This is a genomic window from Sporolactobacillus shoreae (assembly GCF_004684935.1).
GTDB lineage: Bacteria > Bacillota > Bacilli > Bacillales > Sporolactobacillaceae > Sporolactobacillus > Sporolactobacillus shoreae.
In genome coordinates this window covers 23,054-44,284 of record NZ_SRJD01000006.1, presented here as the reverse complement: position 1 = coordinate 44,284, position 21,231 = coordinate 23,054, and the positions used below count along the sequence as shown (strand labels likewise).

The 21,231-nt window shown below is 43.7% G+C and carries 19 protein-coding genes; 17 read left to right on the top strand and 2 right to left on the bottom strand.

Annotation, left to right across the window (positions count from 1 at the left end):
- The first annotated feature begins 51 nt into the window (after positions 1 to 51).
- The 7 genes from E4665_RS07130 (at position 52) to ssb (ending at position 6,470) form a co-directional block, all read left to right on the top strand.
- The gene (locus tag E4665_RS07130; RefSeq protein ID WP_338325999.1) at positions 52 to 2,223 is read left to right on the top strand and encodes a phage/plasmid primase, P4 family; all 2,172 of its coding nucleotides are present in this window, start codon (positions 52 to 54) and stop codon (positions 2,221 to 2,223) included.
- A 261-nt stretch (positions 2,224 to 2,484) separates the two neighbouring features.
- Complete coding sequence (locus E4665_RS07125) at positions 2,485 to 2,952, top strand: hypothetical protein (RefSeq protein WP_135348109.1); 468 nt, start codon at positions 2,485 to 2,487, stop codon at positions 2,950 to 2,952.
- Positions 2,953 to 2,955: 3 nt separating this feature from the next.
- Positions 2,956 to 3,393 (top strand): hypothetical protein, encoded by a 438-nt coding sequence (locus tag E4665_RS07120; protein WP_135348108.1) that lies wholly within the window; start codon positions 2,956 to 2,958, stop codon positions 3,391 to 3,393.
- A complete protein-coding gene (locus E4665_RS07115) occupies positions 3,372 to 3,614 on the top strand; it encodes a hypothetical protein (RefSeq protein WP_135348107.1) in 243 nt (80 codons plus the stop codon). Before E4665_RS07120 ends, E4665_RS07115 begins: the two co-directional genes overlap by 22 nt.
- 24 nt (positions 3,615 to 3,638) lie before the next feature.
- Positions 3,639 to 5,807 (top strand): type IA DNA topoisomerase, encoded by a 2,169-nt coding sequence (locus E4665_RS07110; protein ID WP_135348106.1) that lies wholly within the window; start codon positions 3,639 to 3,641, stop codon positions 5,805 to 5,807.
- Complete coding sequence (locus tag E4665_RS07105; protein WP_135348105.1) at positions 5,804 to 6,004, top strand: hypothetical protein; 201 nt, start codon at positions 5,804 to 5,806, stop codon at positions 6,002 to 6,004. Before E4665_RS07110 ends, E4665_RS07105 begins: the two co-directional genes overlap by 4 nt.
- Complete coding sequence (ssb, locus tag E4665_RS07100) at positions 5,997 to 6,470, top strand: single-stranded DNA-binding protein (protein ID WP_135348104.1); 474 nt, start codon at positions 5,997 to 5,999, stop codon at positions 6,468 to 6,470. The genes E4665_RS07105 and ssb overlap by 8 nt, the downstream gene beginning before the upstream one ends.
- A gap of 374 nt (positions 6,471 to 6,844) precedes the next feature.
- Here ssb and E4665_RS07095 read toward each other — a convergent pair whose 3' ends face one another.
- Positions 6,845 to 7,660 (bottom strand): hypothetical protein, encoded by an 816-nt coding sequence (locus E4665_RS07095; RefSeq protein WP_135348103.1) that lies wholly within the window; start codon positions 7,658 to 7,660, stop codon positions 6,845 to 6,847.
- 389 nt (positions 7,661 to 8,049) lie between these two features.
- On the opposite strand from E4665_RS07095, the gene E4665_RS07090 reads away from it, so the two are divergent.
- The 5 genes from E4665_RS07090 to E4665_RS07070 all read left to right on the top strand — a co-directional run bounded on the left by E4665_RS07090 (position 8,050) and on the right by E4665_RS07070 (position 14,055).
- The gene (locus tag E4665_RS07090) at positions 8,050 to 9,204 is read left to right on the top strand and encodes a ParM/StbA family protein (protein WP_135348102.1); all 1,155 of its coding nucleotides are present in this window, start codon (positions 8,050 to 8,052) and stop codon (positions 9,202 to 9,204) included.
- Positions 9,205 to 9,220: 16 nt separating this feature from the next.
- Complete coding sequence (locus tag E4665_RS07085) at positions 9,221 to 9,565, top strand: hypothetical protein (RefSeq protein WP_135348101.1); 345 nt, start codon at positions 9,221 to 9,223, stop codon at positions 9,563 to 9,565.
- Positions 9,566 to 9,785: 220 nt separating this feature from the next.
- On the top strand, positions 9,786 to 10,892 hold the full coding sequence (locus E4665_RS07080) for an AAA family ATPase (RefSeq protein WP_135348100.1): 1,107 nt from the start codon (positions 9,786 to 9,788) through the stop codon (positions 10,890 to 10,892).
- A gap of 26 nt (positions 10,893 to 10,918) precedes the next feature.
- Positions 10,919 to 13,198 (top strand): S8 family peptidase, encoded by a 2,280-nt coding sequence (locus tag E4665_RS07075; RefSeq protein WP_135348099.1) that lies wholly within the window; start codon positions 10,919 to 10,921, stop codon positions 13,196 to 13,198.
- A gap of 563 nt (positions 13,199 to 13,761) precedes the next feature.
- Positions 13,762 to 14,055, top strand: a complete 294-nt coding sequence (locus tag E4665_RS07070) for a hypothetical protein (RefSeq protein ID WP_135348098.1) — start codon at positions 13,762 to 13,764, stop codon at positions 14,053 to 14,055.
- 601 nt (positions 14,056 to 14,656) lie between these two features.
- Here the strand turns inward: E4665_RS07070 and E4665_RS07065 are convergent.
- Positions 14,657 to 14,854 carry a hypothetical protein gene (locus E4665_RS07065; protein ID WP_135348097.1) on the bottom strand — a complete coding sequence of 66 codons (198 nt, stop codon included), beginning with the start codon at positions 14,852 to 14,854 and terminating at the stop codon, positions 14,657 to 14,659.
- Positions 14,855 to 15,282: 428 nt separating this feature from the next.
- On the opposite strand from E4665_RS07065, the gene E4665_RS07060 reads away from it, so the two are divergent.
- From E4665_RS07060 to E4665_RS07040, 5 genes are all read left to right on the top strand, one after another.
- Positions 15,283 to 17,934: a MucBP domain-containing protein gene (locus E4665_RS07060; protein ID WP_135348096.1), complete on the top strand. Its 2,652-nt coding sequence runs from the start codon at positions 15,283 to 15,285 to the stop codon at positions 17,932 to 17,934.
- A 109-nt stretch (positions 17,935 to 18,043) separates the two neighbouring features.
- Positions 18,044 to 18,433 (top strand): hypothetical protein, encoded by a 390-nt coding sequence (locus tag E4665_RS07055; protein ID WP_135348095.1) that lies wholly within the window; start codon positions 18,044 to 18,046, stop codon positions 18,431 to 18,433.
- Positions 18,434 to 18,450: 17 nt separating this feature from the next.
- The gene (locus E4665_RS07050; protein ID WP_135348094.1) at positions 18,451 to 19,701 is read left to right on the top strand and encodes an ATPase, T2SS/T4P/T4SS family; all 1,251 of its coding nucleotides are present in this window, start codon (positions 18,451 to 18,453) and stop codon (positions 19,699 to 19,701) included.
- Positions 19,694 to 20,500 carry a hypothetical protein gene (locus E4665_RS07045; protein WP_135348093.1) on the top strand — a complete coding sequence of 269 codons (807 nt, stop codon included), beginning with the start codon at positions 19,694 to 19,696 and terminating at the stop codon, positions 20,498 to 20,500. Before E4665_RS07050 ends, E4665_RS07045 begins: the two co-directional genes overlap by 8 nt.
- The gene (locus E4665_RS07040; protein ID WP_135348092.1) at positions 20,497 to 21,222 is read left to right on the top strand and encodes a hypothetical protein; all 726 of its coding nucleotides are present in this window, start codon (positions 20,497 to 20,499) and stop codon (positions 21,220 to 21,222) included. The genes E4665_RS07045 and E4665_RS07040 overlap by 4 nt, the downstream gene beginning before the upstream one ends.
- Positions 21,223 to 21,231: the final 9 nt, after the last annotated feature.

Sequence of the window (21,231 nt, the reverse complement as noted above, 5' to 3'; positions counted from 1 at the left end):
ACTTTTATAGAGAAAGGAATAGGGCCCGTGGAAAGAGTTAATCTCGCGGAAATGTTTCCGCAAACGTCAATTAAAATCATTCGCCTAATGGGGTACAGGCGACAGAACAAGGCCCCGACTCCCAGTGCGCGTTATCAGGCCGCAAAAAGGCCCTGCATGCGCGACTGGTCGAATCATCAAAAGCCTGGGCTCAGCCCCGAAGCCGCTCAAAAATGGCTGGAACAGCAGGGATGGACCGGAATGGTCATCCCTGCCGGATATGTTGTCATTGATATTGATGACAAAGATGAGGGCGAACTGGTTCTTCACGCCTTGACTGAAGAAGGCCTGAAATTTCATGCGATCCGAACGCCGCATGGCTGTCAGTTTATTTTTAAGGACAGCGCCGCAGCCATCCGCAAGCAAGGCACTAAGCTTTTCATGGCCTGTGGTTGTGCCGGTGATTATCGGACCGCTGATCGTGGACAAATCGTTTTGCCTTCAGTGCAAACACTGGACAGAACCTGGGTGCGCACCGAAAGAGACCCTTTGTCAGAAGTACCGGTGTATTTTTACCGGCTATTCAGCGTCAACACTCAGCCTCGGCCGTTTGAGTTGCCAATCACTGAGGGCGGACGCAATGATGCACTTTACAAGCACGCTTGCCGTCTGGTGGAACTTGGTTATACAGCCGACCAGATTCGGCAGATCACAACCTTTATGAATCGTTATTTTTTCTCCCCGGCACTGCCGGCGGATGAAGTCGCGCACTCAATAGACAGTGCACTGAATAAACAGGCGAGCGGCAAAATCTATGCCGGATCGCCTCCAGAGAAACAGACTGCTGCTGTGGATCAGGAAGCAACCAAAAGTTTTAAGCTGACCGAAGTCGGTAATGCCGAGCGATTGGTGCATTTTAACGGCCCAAACTTGCGGTACTGCGTCGAATTTGAAGCCTGGTTACTGTGGGACGGGCATACGTGGATTGAAGACAAAATGAAACGTATCGAACGTGTGGCCCTCAGCACGTTTCGGGCAATGTATAAAGAAGCTTCGGAATTACATGATGATACGCGCCGGCAGGAGCTGTTTAAATGGGCGAAGACAAGCGAGAAAAGCAATGTCTTTCTTAACAGCATCCACCGTGCGGAGGCCATGCTGCCCATCAGTCAACGGCAGCTAAACACCGATCATTTTCTGCTTAATTGTCAGAACGGCATATTGGATCTGCGCACGGGGCAATTATTGAATCCGGAACGGCGCTACTTGATGACAATGAACACCCATGTCAGTTACGACGCTCAGGCGCGATGCCCGACCTGGATTGCTTTTTTAGAAAGTATTTTATGCACGGCAGACGGAACCCCGAAAACGGCTTTGATTGATTTCCTGCAGCGCGCCATTGGGTACGCGTTGACCGGTGACACGCGGGAACAGGTGATTTTCTTCCTTTGGGGCCAGGGCAATAACGGGAAGTCAACGCTGCTTAATATTATTAAGGCCATGCTGGGCGATTACGCCATGCAGACCAATTCGGAAACATTTACGTTTAAGGCCGACACCGGCAACGCCATCAATAATGATATTGCCCGTCTGAACGGTGCACGATTTGTTTCAGCGACTGAATCAGAAGAGGGCAAAAAGCTGTCTGAAGCGTTAGTCAAACAACTAACCGGTGGCGAGGCGGTCACAGCACGGTTTTTAAGAAAAGAGTTCTTTGAGTATACGCCGGAATTTAAGATTTTTTTCGCCACCAACTACAAGCCCATTGTTCGGGGCAGCGACGACGGTATTTGGCGACGCATCCGGCTGATTCCTTTTGATCATAAGGTCAGTCCGGAACACGTGGATAAAGAACTACCAGACAAGCTGATAAAAGAGCTGCCGGGCATTCTGAACTGGGCAATTGAAGGTTGTCTGAAATGGCAGAAAGATGGCTTAAAGGCACCTAACGAAGTGCGAAAGGCCACAGCCGACTACAAGGAAGAGATGGATTTACTTCACAACTTCATCGCAGATTGTTGCGTGGTTAGTGATTCGGCCAAAGTGCTGGCCGGTGTATTGCACAAGGCGTACATCCGCTGGGCAGAAGAGAACAGCGAATTTCAAATGAAACAGCGTGCGTTTAACACCAAGATGGAGATGCGTGGGTTTGTGAAGGGCCGGGGATCGGGTAATAAGATGTTCTTCTTCGGCATCACCTTAGCCCATGAAGAGCCTGCCCAGGTTAGTCAGTTCTCTTAATTTCGTGCAACCTTTTAAGCTTTTCCAGTTACTTAGTTACCAAAGTTACTAAAAAATCTATATACCTCTCTATAAAATTTTTAGAGGTAATAGGGGAAAAACAGTAACTTAGTAACTTTTTAAAGAAACAGGAGTTACTTAGTTACCAAAGTTACCAAAAAACCTATATACCTCTATATAAATTTTTATAGAGGTAATAGGGGAAAATCGGTAACTTCAGTAACTTAGTAACTTTTAGAAAAAATAGGGAGTGGTTTGTTTATGAATACTGCTCTTATTGATCAGGTGTATCAAAAAAACATCAAAATGATTCAGAAGAATAAAAGCTATCAGTTTTTCTCTTCTCAAAAACTCGCTTTTGCGTTCAAAGAAGCCCTTCGCGTAAATCGAGAGGATCTCACGCGGCGCTATCTGGAGAACGCGGAGGCTCGGCGATCAGGATTTCTCGTCTACGCGCACGGCATGCTCTATGAACAGCAATACGGCAAGGGATCGTTCCTGTATATCGAACGCTTTCCTTTACCGGGAGGATTGGAGAGTGTGAGTGCCTGGCGGGAGAACTACCCACCGGGGCGCAAAGCCAGCTCGAAAATAACCGTCCTGGCAAAAGACGTCTCGTTTTCCGAGGCCTTAGGGCAGGCGGTCAACTTTATGAATTGGCTCAACAAAAAGCGAGGAATGACTCGACCTTTACAGGAAAAAGCCACGACCGTATGGGAGATGGATTAAGTCATGATACACGGCAAAGCGCCCAATCGCGCACCACAGGTAATCAGAAACGGCAAGAGGCAAACAGATTCTGGGATTCGGGTAAAAATGACTGCGGTGCAGGCAGAAATCATGATGCAGTTGCTCTACAGTCTGCCGCATGAGGCTCAGGCTCTTTATAAACTTTTTCAGCCGGTGGCCGCAAGACAGGCGAAAAAACCTGAGTGGATTGCTTTGCAGCACAAACAGGCTGCGGTACTTGAGCAGGTGGTGGCCTCCGAACTTGACCGTCTAACCGGACAAGCTTGGGCACAGTATCGGCGTGAGCGTTTTAGCGCAGGTGTGCTGGAGGCCTTCGGATGGCTCGGCGGTTTGCAGAGTATCTGGTGGGCCTTCTGCGAAGCGGAAGGGCAGGCAAAGACCAAAGCGAGGGATAGCCAATGGCACAAGGTCAGGCACTGACGAGGCACACGCTCGCCAGGAAAAAACAGATATGCAGTCAGGAACCCGCGAGCGGTGAAGTCATCACCTACCAGCTGACATCGGCTGAACTGGCGGATGTGCACCGTAAGTATGGCCTACCCGGAATGATTAAATATCCCGAACGCCTGGTTTATGCGCGGGGCTATCATTGGGTCGAAAGTCAGAAAAGAAAGGTCAAGGCGGGGAAGTTAAAACGATAAACAACGAGGATAGGAGGTGATCACATGATCACTATTTTAGCGGAAAAACCAGATCAGGCACGCCATTATGCAGCGGCGTTCGACCGCGCTTCGCGTAAGGACGGCTACTTTGAAGTCATCGACGACCTTTTTAACGAACCTGTTTTTTTAACCTACGGCTTTGGGCACTTAGTGGAACTCGTCGAACCAGCTGTCTATGATCCAGCCTGGGAAAAATGGTCGCTGAACACGTTGCCTATGTTGCCGTCTCATTACCGCTTTTGCGTACCGACGGACAAGCAGAAGCAGTTTGCGATCGTCAAACGGTTACTGGATCGATCAGACGCGATCATTGTTGCTACGGACAGTGATCGCGAGGGGGAAAACATTGCCCGATCCATCATCGCCCAGTCCGGAAATGCAGATAAGCCCATCCGGCGATTGTGGATCAACTCACTCGAAACGGATGAGATTCGCCGTGGTTTTGCAGAACTGAAAGACGGTGCGGAATTTGTATCCAGTTATTGGGAGGCCCAGTCCCGGCAAATTGCAGACTGGCTCGTGGGGTTGAACGCCACCCGGCTATTTACGCTGCTTCTCCGGCAAAAAGGTTTGCAGGGCACCTACTCTGTTGGTCGTGTTCAGACGCCGACTTTAGCCATAATCGCCGCCCGTCAGCGGGCGATTGAAAATTTCAAGCCGGAAAATTTTGTGGAGATTCATGGTGATTTTCAAACGGATACTGGGGGTTATTCCGGAAAGCTGGATCAACGTTTTCCCTCTGCGGGTAAGGCGGAAGCGCTGCTTGACCAGCACAGTTTAGCAATCGGCCGACCGACGCCGGCAACCGTTCAATCGGTAGCCAAAAAAGAAAAACGAGAGGCTTCCCCGCGGCTTTACAGTCTGAGCGACCTGCAGGCACGGGTTGATAAAATCTATCATATCGGGCCAGCAAGTACGCTGGCCGCGGTGCAGGCACTCTATGAAGCTAAGCTGCTGTCCTATCCGCGGACGGATTGTAACTTCATCACGGATGGTGAGTTTGCCTATTTAGCAGCCAATCTTTCAGGCTATTTGCAGGTGATCGGGGCGCAGCTGCAGCATCCTGAAATGAATGCAAAAAAACGCTACGTGGACGGGAAGAAAGTCCAGGAGCATTACGCGATCATTCCCACTCGAAACTTGCCATCTGCGGCGGATCTCGATGCACTTCCAGCGACGCAGCGCACGATTTACCAGGACGTCCTGGCAAATACCGCCGCCATGTTCTATCCACCGCATGTTTTTGAGGAAACGATCGTTCTGACGAACGCTGGTGGTCTCATCTTCAAAACTCAAGGGAAAGTCGAACGGGATCCGGGTTGGAAGGTACTTTTTTCATCCGAACCGGACAAGGATCGGCCCTTGCCCCCGGTCAACAAGGGACAAGGAGTAACCGCGATGCTTGCGCAGAAAGAGGGTGTGACCACAGCGCCTAAGCCCTATACGGAAGGTCAGCTGATTACGCTCATGAAAACCGCAGGGCGCACGTTAGATGTAGCCGACGAAGTGGCCCGCAAGACGTTGGCAGAGACGGAAGGGCTCGGCACAGAGGCAACGCGATCCGGCATTATTGAAACGCTTAAACGGCAGAATTACATTGTGGTTCGGAAGAGCACGGTAGCGGTCACGAAGAAGGGCATGCTGCTCTGCGATGTGCTTTCCGGCAGCAAGCTTACCAGTCCTGCTTTTACGGCTGAATGGGAGACATACCTGAAAAAAATCCGACTTCATGAAGGGACCCAGGAGCGCTTTCTCAGCGGTATTGAGCGGTTTATCCGGTATTTACTGGACGAAGCCCCCAAAGCCCTGCGAGCATCCACAGAGCAGCTGGAGGAGCTGATAACCGCGCAGTCGATGGGCCGCTGCCCGCTTTGTGGCCAGCCAGTTCTTGATAAAGGGAATTTCTACGGTTGTGCGGGCTATGTCAGCGGATGCAAGTTTACGCTGCCGAAAGAATTACTCTCAAAAGACTTGGATCCGTCAATCATTAGAACGCTGCTTTCTGGTGGAAAAACACACAAACTGAAAGGCTTTAAAAGCAAAGCCGGCAAATCTTTTGACGCAGTTTTGACGATCCGGGAGGGGAAATTGGTTTTTCAGTTTGACCAGAGCAAATTTCGTCAGAAAAAAGTCCGCAGAAAACCAGTGAATTGTAGGATGAGAAGCTCATGAATCCAATTACGGAAACACTCATTGCCATTCATCAGGGAGAAATGCATATGACTGATCGACAATTTGCCAGGAAGTATCAGGGAAAACGTCGGGAGATCCGGCAGGGCATCAGCGAGTTTGAGCTGATTTTGGAACAGAAGCATCGGGAATTTGAGCATTTAAAAAAACAGGGCAAGGGAGAGGATTCAAATGATTAATCATGTGACACTGGTTGGACGACTGACAAAGGCCCCAGAATTGCGCTACACGCCGAATGGAATTGCAGTGGCTCAATTCACGTTGGCGGTGAATCGGCCATTCTCTGGGCAGGATGGTGAGCGACAGGCAGACTTTATTTCGGTAATTGCCTGGCGGGGTACGGCCGAAAGCTCGGCCAAATATTTGAAAAAGGGCAGTTTGGCTGGCATTGAAGGGAGAATGCAGACGCGAAACTATGAAAATAACGAAGGTCGCCGCGTTTACGTGACAGAGGTGGTCGCCCGTCAAGTTGAATTTCTTGAGCCAAAAGGAACCCGGCATGGTGCAGGGCAAGAGCAGGATGGATCTGTTTCTAATCATGTCGGCACAGCTGGGCCAGGCGCTGCCTCTTCCGCATCCGCTGACGATCCATTTGCAAACGACGGCCAGCCGATCGATATTTCGGACGATGATCTGCCGTTCTAAATCAAAGAAAGGTTGAAAACAACCGGCACATCATTCAGTGAAAACATTAGAGAATATAACGAATAGGCTTGTGCAGAAAGGACGGGAAAAAGTGTGAAATACGTTTTGGGACAACTTGCGATCGCAGCCGGAATGATTGCGATGTCTCTCTACATCATGATGCTATTAATTTTTGTGGCTCAAATAATTAAGTACAAAAAAAGTGAGCACAAAAAGAAGATAAAAATTGAGATAATGATCGGCAACGCTATTCATTTTCGTAAAGAAATCGGCAAAATAAAGTGTTTGATCATGACTTATGCGTTGGCATTTTGCTTACTGACTCTAATAACAGAAACGCTATTCGTGTTAATAAGTAGGATCGTTGGCCTCTATTACTGATGCATGATCATTTTTAAGATATAATTAATATATGGCCAGACTATTGTCAGATGCAGTAAGAAGAACAAAAATACAAATGCCACACCATTTTTCAGTAAATGAAAAACCATTTGCGGTGTCGATAAATTATTCCAATGCAGAAGATCGGCTTTGTATGTACGGGGAAAAAGATAAGTGATTAATCTCCATGCCATAAATGAAAGGGCAAAAAGACGTGCAACTATATAGAAAATTAAAAAATGATTGCGATTGAAGATAATTTTGACGATGAATGCACCAACATTCGAAAGATAATTTTGAATTGCGGAAGAAAAGGGCTGCTGCCAGTTATAAGAATGAGATACTTGTTCAATCATGTGTTCAATGGATATAGGCATTGATAGAGTGGAAAAGGAGAGAAAGCAAATACACAAAGCATAAATAGAAAAAAATATTGAAGCGTATCTATTAACAGAGGTCGTTTTGTTATAAAAAAATGTCACAATTAATACAATTGTGAGGAGCACTGACATAAATAGAGGGATAAATTTGTAAAAAAGAGCGTATACAGCAAAGACAAGGATGAAAATAAGTAATGCTTTCCACCATTCGTCATTTTCATTATTTTGAGCAGGTACTATTTGAACGTTGGTGGTTTGATAATTTGATGTAGTTTGATTGTAGTTTGAAATATTATTTCCGTTTCCATTGACGTAGTTATTTATGCTGGTTTGGTTTGTAGGGCGATCCTGCTTATTTCTTTTAAAAATCTGAAGAATGGTAAATACAATGTTTAATGAATACATCACAATAGAAAGAATAGTTGCCACTTGAGACAGTCCCTTCAGGGTATGTATTAAGACACATTATTTATTTTATATGAAATTATTAGGCGAAGAAATATAGATTTGATCTTTTGCATAACAGCATTTTTTAACACTACCAGATTGATACAAGCGTAATCGTCACGTTGAACACCGGATTATGCATTGTAATTTAGTAACAGTCCAGCAGATACGCTATTTATATATCGTCATTAAGCCATCCCGACCGAAGATATATAAATGGTATTCAAAAGATTTATTTCATGCTTTTAATTCAAGAATATATCAAATAAATAGCTGAGAGATATAAAAATGTGTGATTATTTGCTGGTCAAGCTATAGGTAAGATAACGTGATATAAAAAAACTATCTATTAGATAGAGGAGAGATAGAAAATGAAAATGATGATTGCAGATGACAACGGCAACTCTACGACAAAAATGATTTTGAATGGCGAACTACTTCAGCAGCCGACCACGGTTCGACATCTGCCCTCAACTCCAAATGGCTCAGAAGGTACAATGAATGAAGTGGTGGGTGGATTAATGAACCAGCTGCTTGTTGATCTCTCATCACCGGCGCTTAGGAGAAATGGACTCTATATGATTGGTCAACGAGCGAAAGCTTCAAGTACGCGATCAGAGTCCATGAACATTCACGTCGGCCGGAAAGCCGAGAGTGACATTCCGGTGATTACGACACTGGGCATGACGGCGGCCAAAGCGGTTCAGAAGAGTTTTTTTCAAATGCATGAGCTGCCCAGTACGCTTACGGTAGAAGATTATATGACGGGGGCAATTCCGGCCAGCGAATACACTCCAAGAATAGCCAGAGCTCTTGAAGAAAAATACATGGCGTCGCCTCATATTGTCACTGTCCATGTGCTCAATGAGATTGTCACTGTGACTCATTTTTTTAGACAAGTAAAGATCACTCAGGAAGGTATTCCGGCTCTTTATGCCCTGTTGCAGGCCGATAAGGACATTCTTAATGATTACGAAGGGCCGGAAAAGTTACCTATGGATTTTAAAAATAAACGTGCGCTGCACGTAGACATTGGTGATGGAACAACGGAGTACATCTATACGGAAGGTGTCAACCCGGTGCCGGATAAATGTAGCGGCGCCCGTCGTGGCGTGGGACATGCGACTGAAGAGGCGATCAAGATGCTATCTCATCAAACCGATGGGTATGTCAAGCTGACACGCCAGCAGTACATGGATGTCCTTGCAGATCCCGAAAATAACTATTATTCAGATGCTAAGGAATATTTTTCTGAAACCTTGCTTACTCAGGCGGAACAGATTCAGCAGGATTTAGAGGAAAAGTTCATGGAGCTGTCGGCCTCGTTGGATTATATCATGGTCTACGGCGGTGGCAGTATTGCTTTTTATGATCCGCTGTATGAAAGACTGAAGATCTTCGCCAAACGTGTCAATACGAATCTGCTGTGGGTGCCCAAAAAGTACGCCGTTACTATGAATGCAAAAGGCATGGACATTCTGAATCGGCATCTGTTCTATAAAGATGTCGCCGTAATGGTTGTTTGAGGGGGCGAAGACAGGAATGGAAAATAAAGACCGAAGCACCTATTTCTGGCGCTACGACGGGAACCCTGATGCCCGGCAACGCATAAATATCTGGATGGATCAGCAGAGCAATGTTAGGAATTCTTTGAAAATGCTTGTTCTGTACTTCGCCGATCGGTTTGGCAATAAAAATGTTATGGACTATGATGTGCAGAAACAACTCTATGCAGATGTACTTAATCTTTCGCAGTCGTCTTCAGAAAATCTGACAGAGTCGAGAGAAAAACTATCTTCTTCTCCACCTGTACGTTTTGATGGCACAGGTTCAAAGTCAAGTGAACTTGACAACATTCTTAATGAGGTTGACCTGAAAAACATTTAATTTGGAATATAGATAATCATCCAATCAGCACATTTAATATTTTTCTTCCCTGTTCCCGAATACCCACAGGGAATTTTTTTGATTTATGAAGAATAAATTTTTCTGAGTAAAAATTCGACGAAACACACAAAAATATATGCATCGAATTACATTGACTAAAATCCTTTATTATAGCTATAATAATATCGTTCGATAGAAACTAAAGAAAGGACGTCATCGAATGAACACAGTTTTAAAACATTTGCCGACGTTAATTAGAGCATCTTTAGATGGAGAAAAAAGAACTGTTGAATTATCTACCTTGTCCATTATAAGAAAACTAAAAAAAGAAGAGCCACAATTGTCTTCAGAATTGGCAAAAATATTGGCAACCTATAATGCTGGTGCACCTATGACAAGATCAATGGGAATAGATCCCCCCCCAGTTGATAAGGACTCTTTTATGTCTTTAGTAAATATTAGCGATCAGTCTGAGTTTGATGAGATTGTTGTGCTTAATCCAGCATTGAATAATCTCATATCGAATTTCCTAAAAGAGAGAGAGGCGATAGCCAAATTAATAGCTAATGATGTTAAGCCACCGAATAGTATTTTGTTCTACGGTCCTCCAGGAGTAGGAAAAACATTATTATCTAAGTATATAGCCCATAAACTTAGATTACCTTTAATATCATTAGATTTATCATCAGCTATATCAAGTTATCTTGGTTCGACAGGGAAAAATCTTAAAAAAGTTCTTGAATATGGAAAGAGTGCACCATCGGTGTTATTATTGGACGAATTTGACGCTGTTGCAAAAAGAAGAGATGATCCTTCTGACTTAGGTGAACTGAAAAGAATTGTTAATGTGTTACTTAAGGAACTTGAAGAATGGCCATATCAATCAATTATCATTGCCGCTACAAATCACCCAGAATTTTTAGATAAAGCTATTTGGAGACGTTTCGATATTAAAATAGAAATTTCCTACCCTGATGAAGGGGAAAGAATAAAATTATGGGACGTTTATTTGAACAAGAAAAATGTCATTAAAATAGATAGTTTATTCTTAACTACAATTGCTAAATCATTTGAACAACTAAGCCCGTCAGATATTAAGCAAATTTCTGAACGAGTTTTAAGACAAGTTTTGGTGGAAAATGTAGATCCCATCGAAAATTTGATATCACAGCTTAAAGAACTTGGTAAGCAAGACAGTACATTATTCAATAAAATAATGGTTAAGAATTTAAAAGAGGTATATAAAGCCAAAATATCACAGGCAAAAATAGCCAAGATGTTAGGAATAAGTCCATCGACCGTTAGCCACCATTTAAAGAGTAAGTAAAATTACATCTAGAAAAGAGGGGTATTATGGCGGATGATACAAATGATTACTTACCAATAATAGGTAGTGGGGAAAATTTAATTGAGCCCATTAGTAAAACATTCTTTGGAGGACAACCTGCATATCCAAGAACTTATGGTGAAGCTAAGAATAGAATTAAAACTCAACTGAGCGTAGTTAGAAGGAGTTTAGCTAATGTTCCTATGGAAAAGAGAATGGATGACTTTGTAATTACATTAAGGTTGAATGAGAAATTTTTAGCTAAGTCCTATGTACCTGAAACTTTATTCAAACAAGCAAAATTCGAGAACATTGGTTCGAGGCGTTGGGTATTTGAGGAAAATGAAGAAAAAAAATATAGTAAACTTCATTTTTTAATGCTAAATAATAATGTTTTGACTCGATTTGAGCAAATACTTGATACGAATGAAAGTCAAATTTCAGATAAATTTAAAAATGACATTAGAAAAATAGAACAAATTTCACTTCTTTCAAAAAATGAAGTTATTCAAGGATTTAGTGGAGAATGGGACGAAGGAACAGTTGAATTTGTTCTTCATCCTTACGGAAAAAACACTGATAAAATGATATATAAATTTAAACTAAATTTACAAGAACTTGGAGTAGATACAGATAGATTAAAAATAAAGACTTATGCTGGAGGTCCAACATTTGTAAGCGCACAGGTGAAAAAGAATGTAATTAATGGAATAGCAGACTTCAATCCTCTAAGAACAGTTCATCCATTAAAAGTTAACTTCTTCCCAGAGCTAAGATCCAATGTGGCGGATATAAATTTACTTTATCCCCCTAAAGCTGAACGAGTATCGCAGATCAAAGTTGGAATATTTGATGGCGGAATTGATGAGAGCCATCCTTTCTTGAAAGGTTTTACTCATCAAAATAAATCGATCAGTTCATTTGCAATCAAGGATGGCATAAAACATGGAACTGCAGTTGCAGGGGTCGCCTTATATGGTGATTTAAATCAGTATGAAGCAAAATCAAGACTAATTGATCCGATTGTTTATGTAGAAAGTTTTCGAGTATTACCAGTAAGCGACCCTACTGATTTTGATTTGTATGAAGCAATTGATTTCATTGAGGAAGTTGTACCAGAAAGACATGATATTGATGTTTATAATCTATCATTTGGCCCTGTTGGTCCAATTCTTGATGATGAAATTACGAGATTTACTTTCTCTTTGGACACCTTAGCTTGGAATGACCGTAAATTGTTTGTTGTAGCAGTTGGAAATGACGGAGAAAGGCCAGCTCCTCTCAATCGTATTCAAGCTCCATCGGATATTGTAAATGGTCTGAGTGTTGGAGCTTATACATTTAATCAGACTTCATCGAAATTGGAAAGGGCAAGTTATAGCTGTGTTGGAGATGGCAGAGAAGGGTGTAAAGTAAAACCTGATTTATGTGCATTTGGCGGGGATCAACATTTTCCAATCCATCTATTAAATGCGAGCGATTCTAATTTTAAATGGTTGGCAGCAGGCACAAGTTTTGCAGCCCCAATAGTTGCAGCAAAAGCAGCTGAATTATTGGGGAGATGTCCAAGATTTAATCCATTAGTTGCAAGAGCTTTACTGATAAATTCTGCAATAAACCCAAATAAAGTTGATAAAGAAATTGGTTATGGGTTTTTAAATCAAAGTGTTGATGATATTTTGAGATGTGATAGAAATAGGGTAAATATTATTTACTCAAATTCAATGAACCCTAAGGGTCTTGCAAAACTTCCAATTCCATTACCTTTAAATGCGAATATAACGACAACGATAAAGATTTCTTGGACTATTGCGATTTTATCTAAAACCAATAACTCTCATACTGAAGATTACACTGAATCAGCTATTGAGGATACTTTCTATCCTCATGATAGGAAATATAAATTAAGTAATACTGGAATAAATAAGTCAATTGAAGTAAACATTGATACCGATTCGACAACAATAGAAGAATACATCCAAAAGGGATACAAATTGAGTACTCTTCCTGTATCAAAAACTCCTGAAAAATATCAGACTGAACTTGCAAGACGAGAAGAGTTAAAATGGGATACTGTTGTTAAAAGATGGAAGAGTATGCGCCCAATATCTTTGCATAACCCCTTTCTCGTCTTACACGCCCTTGGAAGAGATGGTAGTAATGATCGAATGGATTATGCAGTAGTTGTGACGATTGATGTTCCCAAGTATACAGGTAATTTGTATGAGGATATTCTTAATGAATACAGGGTTCTGGAACCAGTGAAAATTAAGAATAGAAATGATGTCATGATATCTATTTCGTAAAATTCATTATCAATGCTGTATGGCTGCAGAGCTTTTACTATTTTGATGAAAGCTCGTTGACAACTCGTCTCTGGGTAAACAACTTTATTTGTATTTATCATTTAGTTTGCTGCTAATTCTGAAAATCAATTTTTCCCCGGTAATATAGGAAAAATAAACTTATTAAAACTTAAAAAAACTTATCCGAAGTAAAAATTAGACAATTGAAAAAAATATAAATTAAATTGCATTTTTCTCTTTACAACCGAACGTGTGTGGGTGTATCTTGACTTGTGAGGACAAAAAAATAGGAGGGCAGCCCTTCGGTGAGCGCCAACTCGTCGAAGAGGCTAAAGCTCGATAAGCAGCAGCAACTGTTTACGAACCCGCCCTCAGGTGCACGGCCGTACAAACCATGCAACCAAATTATAACCGACATTTTGACTATAATCAAAACCGGTTGGTTATAAAGCAGTAGAGGTTGTAGTTTGTTGCAAGATGCCCGCGCAACTGATGGAGCCATTCGGATCGCAAACAGGATCTGAATGGCTTTTTAATTAGCTATAAGGAGGATGTAGAGAACGATGCGTTCAGGAGCACCAATTCGACACGTGTTTACACCAAGAGAAATTGAGCACTTTGGCCACAGCGTTCGCATGATGAATGGAAATCTCGGAGAAGTCGACGGGAAGTATATTGTTTTTTTAACTTCTGGGGCCGTTCTATCCATAGCCAGTGCTTATCCAGACATACGGAATGTACGCGATGAGGACGGCCGAGTCATTGCCAAGCGTATTGGCAAACGTTTTGAGAAACTATGGGCGGTTGAGGGTGCCTATCCTCGGCTGACAAAGGAAAAATACACAATGATTCATTAATGAATCAATATTTAAGGAGGTGATGGAGCGGCAACCCGGCGAAGCGTCGGGCAAATAACAGGGACGTAGCGGTCCCTCTAGACGTGTAATATGCGGCCATGCAACGCGTCTGGGTGAGTCAGCTCCCCCCTGGTGGGAGGCAAGAAGAGCGTTAAAGCAGGTTTGGCTGCGCATTCTCAGATTTGATACGCATTTGTGATTTTGCCGATTTCCGGCGCTATCAGATACTGTACTGAGATAGAGTTTTCGGGTAAACCACTGCTAGAAACCCGTACATACGCCACACGTCTATTCGCTATCTGATTGTGGCGATTATTATAGGCACGAGAGGTGTCTGCGCTCAGGAAAATCATGGTATAATGCAGTTATAAAAGACCTGAATCAGACTTCCTAGTGTCCGACACATAACATATAAAAAAACCTAAGAAAGGATGGTGGATCAGGTGAGAAACCTTAGGACTAAAATCAGATGTCCTGTACTTATGTCTGTGCTGGCTGCAGTGCTCGTTATCGGAATTGGCGGTGGTGCACTGGCGTATGCAGCTTCACAGCCCACTCATCTGAAAAAAGTTTCGACCAGTGCAGCGCATAAAAATGAATCTCAATCAGGAACTGATGTGCAGGCGCAATCTTCGTCATCCGATTCCAGCAGTTCGAGTCCTGCTTCTGATTCCAGCACTGCGACGAGCTCAAGTTCTGCACCTGTTTCGGCATCGAGTTCAACGACAGCAAAAGATTCTTCAACAGACCATTCAAGCGCAACAAGCAGTTCTACAGCAACAGCAGCGACATCAAGCACGCCGACTAAAAGAAGCTCGACGAGTTCTCATTCGAGCAGATCGACAGCTTCTTCATCAACGGCAAGTCATCCAAAGAGCTCGGTTCATTCAAGTGCGTCAACAGTGTCGAGTACCCTAAAAACGAGCAGTACAACAAAGAAAAAAAGCGCTGGGACAAAGGCGCAGAGTTCTAGCGGTAAGAGTTCGGGGTCTAGCATGAAACCTGGAACTGTTACGGGTAGTGGTGACATTACAAATCGTGATGGAAGCAAAGAAGGTAACACTTGGGTATCTACTTATGAAGGAACCACAAGTAAGAGTGATCCTGAAAATTCAAGTAATCCTTATAAGTGATAAGTAAATTAAAGCATTGTGTGAAATTGAAGCCTGTCAGTTCTAGCAGTTTAGAATTGACAGGCTTTTTAATTTAGTGAGGAGGTGTTTAATTTTGTTAAAAGAAAATAAATCAGGCTCAATAATTTTGCCAATATCTTTGATTTTTGCATTACTTGTCAGTATGTTTTATGGGGAAGCCCATACAAATATTGCTAACGCAGCCGGTTATTCATATAATGGCTCCATTTCTGTATATGATTCATTAGGGTACAAACACACTGTAGGAGACTTTACAATAGGTGGTCAGCAGGCTTTTTGCGTATGGCATGATGGAACGACGCCACCAAGTGCAGCAGCCCAAGAAGGCTACGATGACTATGGTGATGCTAAAATTAGAACGGCTCTTTATTATGGGTGGGCAGGCCCCAAAAATATTTTTGGCAATGACAGAAGTAGGGGTATTGTCGTGACAACTTTAGTATTATCTAGATTAAGAAATGGTGCGGATGCTGGTGGTGAAAATATTTCAGGGTATAGTAAACTGTGGAACTTGGCACAACAAGCAAATGCACCGCAACATAAATTTAGTTTTTCAGATAATAATTTATCAGTTTCTTTCAAAGATGGGAAGCAAATTTCTCAGACAACGACTCTCAATGGCGATTCTAGGAACCATGTAACGATTAATCTTCCGACGGGTCTACACTTGAAGAACTTAAGTCGTTCAACAGATGGTGTTGGCAAAGAAACTATTCATGGTGGAGATTCATTTTATCTTTGGGCTGATGCAGACTATAGTAATAATTGGTCTAGTGGCAAATTGCAGGGAAGTATTCCTACGTACCAGCCGATGCTTTTAAAATTTGTAAATAATGATTATCAGCCTATTGCAACTGCTCAAAAGACCGATCCTCCAAAAGAGAAGGGCATCAGTGCTGACTTTTACCCTCGCACAGTCAACGTTTACGCCCAATACATTGATACGTTCGACAACAGCGTTATGTGGCAGGAGTCCAAAGGGAAATCAACGATAGGCAGTAATTACAGCGTTACGGCTTCAACAAGTGGGTTTACGGGAAACGGAACAAAAGGGGCCAAGGGGGCCACATACAAAGAAACTGGAAAAAGCACGGTCACGGGAAAGACCGGAAGTACGGACGTGTACGTCAAGTTTTATTACGACCGTTACCGGAATAACAAGGTTGTCTATCAAAACAGGTATCCGAATCATCAAGTTTTCAATCAGGCATCGAAAGAGGTAAAAGTAGGCAATGCGTATTTGTGGACGATTCCCAAATCCGTGACGACCGGAGGGAACACTTACGACCTATATAATAACGGTTCCCTTCAAAACGTAAATTACACTTATACCGGCAAGCAGCCAGACAAAGATTTAAGTAAAACCTTCCTCTATATTTTAAGGCGCAATGTCACGGTCAATTATTACGATAACCGAACGGGAAAGAAAATCCAGACAAGCAAGGTTTATACACTTCATCAGGGTGATTCCTACCAGGAGAATCACCCAGGAATCACGACTACCAAGAACGGGAAAAGCTATGCCTATCGCTTTGTCAAAGCCACTGGGAATACGCAGAAGGGAACCGTGGGTACGGGAAACATTGTAATCAACTATTATTACGACATTCCCCTTGCCCAAGTAAATTTAAAGAAACTTCAGATTTACACGGCACCGGCTTCCGAAGGGCTGCCGGTCAAGGTGACTATGGGCAAAGTGCTCTATAATTATGCGACCTCGATCAACGATATGAGCACTAAGAAAATCAGCGTTTCGCTTTACCGAGGGAGTACGCGCATTGCGACGCATCAGTATGCGGCCAAAAGCATACCGACCAATCTCACCTTTACAATCCCGAACAGCGTGCTTACGAGAAATACAAATAAGCCTTATACCGTTAAATTAGACGGTTTCAGCGCCAATGATTTTGACGTTTCTCCGGCTGGCGGCCAGCTGACGACTCAGGGGTATACGAGCAGTGAAGAAACGGTCGAATTTAATGTAAACAGCAATTCCTCGCATCAAGATTTGCAGAAACGGGTGGTTATGACAGAGATAGCCGTTGGTCAACCGATGGAGACGCATTACGAGACTTTTAACTATTATGCCCGGCCCATACCAAAAATGAAAACGGGATACGGCTTTGCGGCCGATGTCACGCTCAACTATAGCAATGAACTTGGCCATGACTATAATTATGCAACAGGTGTCGCTGAAGACAACTTTACTTTCCAGGCTCCTTCGGTACTTCAGGATACTTCCTATTTGAACTATCCGACGAAGAATGGGAAGGTTAATGTGCCCATGCTGTCACACCGGAATATAAACGATTCGGCTTCGGTTTACCAAAAGAGTGAAAGTTTCAATTTTCCGCATGTCAATGTGGAAGATAAAACGGGGAAGCTGTTCACCGACCAACAAGTAAGCGATCATGACGGCAGAATTAAGAATAAATTGTATGATGGGAAATATCAGTTCTATACGCCCATCTGGCCGGATAAGTCTCAGAAAATCCCTGCAACCTACGCCGTTGACTATTCTACGAATCCACTCGGCGTCAATAAAGTGACGCTGAAGATTCAGGATCGGCTGCGGCTGGTTGCTTATATGTATGCCTGGATGGGCAGCCCGACAATCAGCAAAGATGAACTACTCATGGAACCGGTAAACACCGACAATCCGTTTCCGGACGGTCTGCCGGCTGGATTCACAAAGGCTGATGAGCAATGGATTAAGAATGATTAAGAGGCAGCACGCAATCAACTAAATAAAAGATGAACAAGGCCATTCAAAACAACCCTTTTTGAATGGCCTTTTTTTATTTTGAAAACAAGAAAGGGGGTGAGGGAAAAACGTGAATGTCTATACACGCTTCTTTCTTATGTTTATTATCTGGGCCGGACTGATGGTCATGCTCAACACCTGGCTCTCCTACGATGACAAGCATAAAGAAGTCATTGCGGATATGACTGAATCCGCAAATGTTGCATCGGTTCTGGCAGCTAATTCGCGCTCGCGCATCGACTCTGGCCAAATGATCGTGGACGAAGGCACATTTAAACAAAATTTTGAGCAGTTGTTTCAGAGGAACATGGAGATTCATCTGACGAATGTGCAATACACCTTTGACTTCCGGAATGACAGCCAAACCGGTGCGGTCAAAGCAGTTAAAATCAAAATTCACGACGGTAAAGGTAATGATTACCATACCACGTATGTGCCTAACATCACCACATCCGATTAAAACGAAAGGAGATTTAAATGGAAACAGTTAAAGATTTACCGAGCAGGCGATTGCTGCCTACAACTATAAAAGCCATTGAGGAGAGTCTATTTTCCTCCCACGCCGAACTATTGAACGCTTGCTACTCCGACGATCCGGTAGCACGGCCGGAGGCTCGGGCCATTCTTGGACCGGTCATCAAAGAACGGTTTCCTGATTTGGTCAAAACAGAGGCGCAGGCTGCCTATGCTGTGCAAGAGATTGTCGGTCTAGGAATCATTGAGGAATTGCAACAGGATCCAGAGAATACGGATATTGGCTATCATGGATCCCGTCTGTTCCGGAAGACCAACGAGGGGCTTCATTATATTGACGATTCCCGGATCAATGATGACTATATCAATCGTTTGCTTCAGCGGATGGCATCACGGGTAAAAAAAGACTTCAGCAGGAAAGAGCCACGACTCTCCGGGCAGATTGAAAACATGCGTCTCTCATCGCGTCATCAGACGATGACGGTCAGCGGTCCGACCTTCTCTATTCGTCTGTCACGTCCCGAGTTGGTCATGACGGAGAAGAATATAGATGCGTTTTGCCCGCCGTCAATTTTTAAATTCTGTGCCGCTAACCTGTGGGGACACGTTAATATGCTCCTGGCTGGCGACATGGGCACTGGCAAGACATCTTTTCAAAAACTAGTTTTGTCCAAGGCCAACCCGGAAGAAAAAATCATTCTGCTAGAAGATGAAGACGAAACCCATGCTAAGACGTTGTTTCCAGACTTGAACATTTATGAGTGGCTGGTCGGCCCGGGCGCAAATTATGAAGAAAGCATTGAAGACGCCTTTCGGAACGACGCCGTGTGGGTCATGCCGTCTGAGATTCGCGGTCGGGAAACCGGAACGCTGGTGGAAGGCGCAATTGGGGGCACGCATGTCTTTACGACGATGCACGTCCTTAGCGCGCCAATGATCCCCGATCGCCTGCTCAGCATGATCACCAAGTACCACAGTGTGAATGAGGAAAGGATGCTGAAGGATATTTATTCTGCCTTTCCGATTGGCGGCTACCTGAAAAAAAAGAAGGAAAACGGACAGACGATCCGCTGGTTGGCTGAACTCATTGAGTTTTACCCGGACTGCACGGCACATCCCATTTTTCAACGAAAACGTCGAAATAACCAATTCATAGATACTTTTTACCCATTCAGCGGCCGGCTTCGGGAGCACTTTGAGGATGTGGACGAAGTGGATACGGACGAGCTGAAGGAGGTGTTTGGCAATGTTTAAGCGGCGAACATGGACAATTGAGGAAATAAATGTCTGGCGCGAGAAGTACGGACACAAGATCCGAACTCGTGAGCTTCTGGGCCGGTTTGTTATTGCCTTTCTTGCACTCTATATCATGTCTTACATTCTGTATCGCTATTGGTGGCTTTCTGTCATATATGGACTGATAGGGATCTTGGGCACATATTTGTGGGTGCTTCCGGCCGAAGCGCGCCGCATCTATGAGATGCAATCCTATCGCGAGCGAGACCGCTTCACAAACACATTCACACAGATGATTAAAAATCCATCCCGGTCCTTTCTTAGCTGTCTTCATGAAATTGCGAGCATCACGTTGGGGGAGCTGGGTCAGCAGCTGACGACGCTCACGGCTAAGCTGCGATCGGCGAACGAAAAGGAGGGTATCGCAGCGGTTGATGGACTAAAAAAACAATATAAGAAAGACATTTCCTTTGTGCACTATCTGGAACAGGTGGCGACAATCTTTGCCTTTGGCCGAATCAACACAGATGTGCTTGATCAGATTACTCGGCAGCACAATGAAGTTCTTGTAGAGCGCGAGATTTATATTGAGGAGAAAAGAGGGCCAAGAAGCGAGCTTTTAATCATGCTTTTTATGACCTTCTTTGCTTTTTTTGTACTCAGTTATGTATTCACGCTGCAGAACTGGATTAATTTGTACAGCCATCAGCCGATAGGGTGGTTTTGCAACACGCTGTACTTCGTCTATATTAGCCTTGTTTTTCGCATTTTCTTTAAAAATTACGTCAATGACGAGGTGGAGGAGATTAACTATTGAGCATCTTGAACTGGTTTTCCGGAAAACTCTCGGAGCCGGATTATGAAGAGTTGTTGAAAACGGTGTATGCATCAGAGCAAGGACGGCAACGGGAAAGGAACCGTCGCCTGCTGGTGCCACTTTTACTGATTCTGCTTGCCTGTTTTTTTGCTTTAATTATGCGATCAGTACTTCCGGTGATTATTGCACTGGGCGTCGCTTTTCTGATTTGGAAACTTCACTATGTGAACATCCGGCAACTTGCCCAGCTGTCAGTGATTAAACGACGCGTGAACTTTGCCTTGTATTTCCGGGTACTCACGCCGATTGCAGAACAGACATCCTTTACCAACGCCTTGGAACAGGCGCTAAAGCAAAATCCGGAAATTCCCATCCGGGATGACGTGCACCGGCTCGTTGACCGAATGATTGAGCAGCCAAACGACATCAAAGTATTTTGGGAATTTGGTGAGCATGCCGGAGCGGGCAGCGATCAGGCACGTACACTCTGTACGGCGCTTTTTGAGTTTCAACAGAATACCCAGGATCCAAAAGTGTTACGTAATTTGGCTAGAATAGCCAGCGATGAGTTGTTTCGTAACCGGAAAAAAATTCGTGAGATGAGAATCGCCAAATTTAATTATCTGGCCTTTGCGATTTTCCTTGGCATGCTGATTCCTTTTTCCGGTTCGCTCGTCAGTTACCTATCGAATTTTAGCAAAATCATGGCCTTTCATGGTTAAGGAGGAAAA